Here is a 4556-nt window from a genome sequence, read left to right on the forward strand (position 1 = left end):
TATATCCATCATTAATATTTTCAATATAATTTGAAATAACACAATGTAATCTCTGTCCTTTTCTCAATGTTCCATATACAAATACATTCATATTTTGTGATCCTCCTTAGTCTATAACCTTATTTTTGTTATAGAAAAAAGAAAGATCATTTTTTTATGTGTCTGAAAAAATTAATTGAAAAATAAAAAACGGGATTGTCTGAATCCCGTTTTCACACAATAATTAACATTTAATTAATTTTATCCTGTATAATTTTTTGTTCATATATTTTTTTCTAGCTGATATCGAGAATATCATCTCATCTGGTTCAAAACAATCTTTGTTTATATTTTCACATTCTTCTGTAGGTGAACACATATTTATATCCCCACCACACATGTGTTCACATCCAATTCTTTTTTTGCAGTTACAACAACAAATCCAATCACTTCTACTCATGTTAGCACCGTACCGTTTTAAAAATTAATTTTTTTGTAAATAATTTACAATTAAACATATTAAATTCCCCAATATAAAATCTAAAATATAAATCATTTGAGATTCCATAGTAGCCAATACTGTTAAGAATATGGGAAGTGCAGACATCAATCATAATTTTATTTCTTGTTGCTTTACAATTTAAATTTATAAAATTCTGACCACATCCACACTCACATTTCTCAATATTAAGACTATTCATATGTAAACATTCTGAACAACACAATTTTCCAGTTTTTATTTCACTCACTTGTTTTCACCTTTCAATGACTTTAATTTTAAATGATTTTTTAATATAGCATGATAAATAATCTTCATCGGGGTTAAAAATATAATGTTTTTCATTACAATTCTCATTTGGTAAAAATGAGAAATAATGTGATTTTTTAGATAAAGAATCTTCACATACCACAATATAACGATTTTCAATATCAATAGGATATTTAATGTATTTTAATTTTGAACAGGTTCTACATATTATTTCTGTCTTGCTACACATATTAATTTCTCCTTATCTTTTAATGATTTTAATTTTAAATGATTTTTTAACATAACATACTAGATCGACAGTAGTTGTTTCAAAAATATAATATCTATCCTTACAATTTTTATCAGGTTCAAATGAATAATACGGAGAACTATCCAACGAACATTTGCATACCACTGCATCATAATTTCTTCTCAATTCATTAAAACAATTTTTTTTAATGTATTTTAATTTTGAACACGATTCACATATTTTTGGGTGATCATATAACCCCATTTATTTATCCTCATCAAAGTGATATAATTTTCTTAGTCTTTTGATTAAATCATCATCCTCAATATAATAAACATCACCAAGATTTTGAATTAGTTGTCCCAATCTTAAATCTGGTAATTCCTTCCAGATATTTTTTAATTCTTTAAGAATTCTATTGATTCTTTTAGGATCTCTCATTTTTCAAACCGACCTTTCTTCACGCTATGGGAATAAAAGTACATACCGGTCTCTCGCATTTACATGTATATTTTAGTAAACATGAATTCCTTTTGTTTTTGATTATGTGTAATTTAATGTTGATGGCATATTTGCATCTTAATTGAACCATTCGTTTTTTAGAATCATATTTAAATGATTTTCTCATTTTATTTCTTCCACTTTTTCATAAATATCAACAACATTTCCACCTTTGTTAAAATATATCTCCAAATCAATTCCGTTAGAATGAACTTCAATTTGCATAGTCCCATCAGCAACGGGAACAATACAAATGTTATTTAAAAATTCTCTTACTCCATTTATAACTTTTTTGTTAATTGCTGCTGCTCCATATGAATCCCAATTTTTCTTCATAACATCAGATTCTAATTCAATCAATTCTTTTTCAAAATCTCTCATTCTCGGCCCCAATCTTATATTCAACCCATTTCCTAGTCGTCGGGTGAAGAATAATATGATCTTTATTTTTCTTATACCATTTCAGAGTGTTATCTTTTCCATAAATTGCTTTTCCAGCTCCAATCCAATCTGAAATCATTTCATCAATATATTTTATAGGCATCTCTAATACTTTTACTTCTTTTCCATAATCTTCCCTAAGAATCCAGTATTGCCAATGATGTGGGTTTTTATGCTGATGATATAACCAAGCAAGATCAAAATCTATATCTACCTCTTCCTGAAATTTGACATTGTGGATTAAAAGTTCATTTCTTTTATCTCCAAATGTTTCTGATAATTTCGGATGTGGTCCACCATAAAAATATTCCAAATATGGAAAAAATTCAGATGGTAATAGTTTGCTGATGTCGTGAAACAATCCAAGTATCGGATGCCCTCTCTTGCAACACTCAACGAATACGAACCATTTATGTTTCAAAATATATTTAAGGTATTTAAAATATTTCACTCATCAACTCCCTTCACTCAAATTTTAAAAGATCTGTTAACTTGGAAATAGAAATATGAATTTTTAATAGCGATTTACAGTTCTTCCATGTGTGATATGTTCCCGAATCTTTTTTTGGAGTGTTTCCTTCAGTATTGGTAAATGCCAAAAGTATATCGGATTTATTTGCAATATCCAAATTTCTTGCAAAGAATCCATTAAAATTAACATTGACAGCTGCGCCTTTATTTATAGCTTCAGATATTTGATTTAGTGATGATATTTTTATTTTATCTGAAAATTTTTTGTGATAATAGTTCGCTATATTCCCTGGACATTTATAGTCAGAACCTTCCTCATATTTTCCATTTTTAAATTCACACGGAAGAAATAATATCAGTGAGTTACAAACATTTTTTAAATATAGATTAACTGCAATATGATCAGACCAAGCTGCTCCTCCACTTATAAGTATCACCTCTTCTTTTTTATAATTTTTTATAAATCTAAATGAATATTCGCACATGTTTTCGTATATAGTAGTATCAAGAAGTTTAATATCTTCCCCTCTCCCCGCGGTTCCTATAATACCAATATGAATCATTCAAATTTCTCTCTCATTTTCTTCTAAGTTGTTAAAGTCTTCTGGTAATATTTCATTTTTTTCAATCTTTTCTTTAATTTCAAGATAGTGTTTCATCTTTCTTTTTAAGAAATTTTTATTTGAAATTTCATCTCTTTTTTCTTTAATCATTGTTGCCATTAGGTCTATTTCATTTGCTTCAACTTCGGTTATAATTTTTAAATTTTTTATTCTATCTATATCCCATTTATGGTAAAATGGTTCCGTTCTTAAATAAAATTCTTTGACGTGTCCTCCACTGACTAATTTAATTTCAATGACTTCTCTATCATTATAATCAGCATAGCTATTTGGCATCAATAATATTGCCTCATTGTTGCTTAATAATATTGAAGTTGTATTTCCATAATCTTTATCTACAACAACATCTTCAATTATCTTTCCTTTCATTTCGTCTGGTTTCGTCAATAATTTTCTCAAATCAAATTCTCCTCTTAAAATTTTGAGATGGTGCCAAAGAAGGGATTCGAACTCTTACAGACATAAGCCTATTGGATTTTGAGTCCAACGTGTATTCCAGTTCCACCACTTTGGCACAGTTAGATTTTTGATCGGCAATCAATATATTTTCTTTAACATTTAATAACTTTGATTTTAAAATTATTTTTATAACATTTACATTTTGAAATCAAAATTTTGTCGCGTTTAGATCGAAATGTAATAAATGTGTATTGAGAGCAATTTATATGAATATCGTCATCGAGCATGGTTTTGTTGAGAAAATATAAACACGAATCACATTTCATGAATACTTCCCAATATACTTAAAAATTTTTCACACCCACTTTCTAATGATTCGATCGTGTTATCAAATAGAGAACATATATTCCAGGTATGTTTATATTTTTTCAAATCATTTTTAAATGTTACCCTATGTTTACAATACTTGCATTTTTCTGGCACCAAATCACCTCACTTACTTAAGATTTTATGATTTTTATTTTGAATAGAGGATAAAACTGAAAATCCGGACACTTCTGAGACCATATGGACGTGCAATCATCCCCGGTCCAAAATTGTCTTCTATAGTTGGAAACACAATTACACAATATATGCCTCCCATCATCAGAAATCTCTATATATTTCACCTTATTACAATTTTCACATGCAATAATATAGTTGGGCTTGCATTTAATTCCAAGTTTTTCAAAATCTGATCGTTTTATTTTTTTAATATCCATTAATTCAACCTAACCTCCAATTACTTTTATTTTGAATAAAACATTGGATTGAAACTCTGGACAATGTTCAGCTAAGTCGGCTGTACATCCATCCCCAGTCCAGTATCTTGTGCAATATTTGGAATCACAAAAACATAATATATGCCTTCCGTCATTACTAATACTCTCATATCTTACTCTACTACAATTCTCACATGCTCGAACATTTTGGGGCTTGCATTTAATTCCATATTTTTCTAGATCGCCCCGTCTCAATTTTTTTAACTCACCCGATGTCAATTTAACCTCCAATTACTTTTATTTTGAAGTGAACACGCGGTTTAAATAAAAAATTATTGCACCGCTCTGCTTCATGTTTTGTATGTTCATCTCCGGTCCACCAA

Annotated in this window: 6 protein-coding genes and 1 tRNA gene; all 7 read right to left on the bottom strand. The window is 28.7% G+C overall.

What is annotated here, in order from left to right; all coding sequences use genetic code 11:
* Positions 1 to 734: 734 nt before the first annotated feature.
* On the bottom strand, positions 735 to 977 hold the full coding sequence (locus M0R36_11040; protein MCK9556325.1) for a hypothetical protein: 243 nt from the start codon (positions 975 to 977) through the stop codon (positions 735 to 737).
* A gap of 264 nt (positions 978 to 1241) precedes the next feature.
* Positions 1242 to 1418 carry a hypothetical protein gene (locus tag M0R36_11045; GenBank protein MCK9556326.1) on the bottom strand — a complete coding sequence of 59 codons (177 nt, stop codon included), beginning with the start codon at positions 1416 to 1418 and terminating at the stop codon, positions 1242 to 1244.
* 183 nt (positions 1419 to 1601) lie between these two features.
* Positions 1602 to 1859: a hypothetical protein gene (locus M0R36_11050; GenBank protein ID MCK9556327.1), complete on the bottom strand. Its 258-nt coding sequence runs from the start codon at positions 1857 to 1859 to the stop codon at positions 1602 to 1604.
* On the bottom strand, positions 1846 to 2370 hold the full coding sequence (locus M0R36_11055) for a DUF5662 family protein (GenBank protein MCK9556328.1): 525 nt from the start codon (positions 2368 to 2370) through the stop codon (positions 1846 to 1848). The genes M0R36_11050 and M0R36_11055 overlap by 14 nt, the downstream gene beginning before the upstream one ends.
* 13 nt (positions 2371 to 2383) lie before the next feature.
* Positions 2384 to 2953, bottom strand: a complete 570-nt coding sequence (locus M0R36_11060) for a hypothetical protein (GenBank protein MCK9556329.1) — start codon at positions 2951 to 2953, stop codon at positions 2384 to 2386.
* Complete coding sequence (locus M0R36_11065) at positions 2954 to 3412, bottom strand: hypothetical protein (protein ID MCK9556330.1); 459 nt, start codon at positions 3410 to 3412, stop codon at positions 2954 to 2956.
* Between the two features lie 28 nt (positions 3413 to 3440).
* Positions 3441 to 3527 (bottom strand) — tRNA-Leu (locus M0R36_11070).
* Between the last annotated feature and the right edge of the window lie 1029 nt (positions 3528 to 4556).

The organism is bacterium (genome assembly GCA_023228325.1).
In the GTDB taxonomy this organism is placed as follows: domain Bacteria; phylum Auribacterota; class UBA6266; order UBA6266; family UBA6266; genus UBA6266.

What these genes read in the sequence shown, in the direction of transcription:
- M0R36_11040 (MCK9556325.1), bottom strand. Translation starts at nt 977, where the DNA reads ATGTGTAGCAAGACAGAAATAATATGTAGAACCTGTTCAAAATTAAAA.
- M0R36_11045 (MCK9556326.1), bottom strand. Translation starts at nt 1,418, where the DNA reads ATGAGAGATCCTAAAAGAATCAATAGAATTCTTAAAGAATTAAAAAAT.
- M0R36_11050 (MCK9556327.1), bottom strand. Translation starts at nt 1,859, where the DNA reads ATGAGAGATTTTGAAAAAGAATTGATTGAATTAGAATCTGATGTTATG.
- M0R36_11060 (MCK9556329.1), bottom strand. Translation starts at nt 2,953, where the DNA reads ATGATTCATATTGGTATTATAGGAACCGCGGGGAGAGGGGAAGATATT.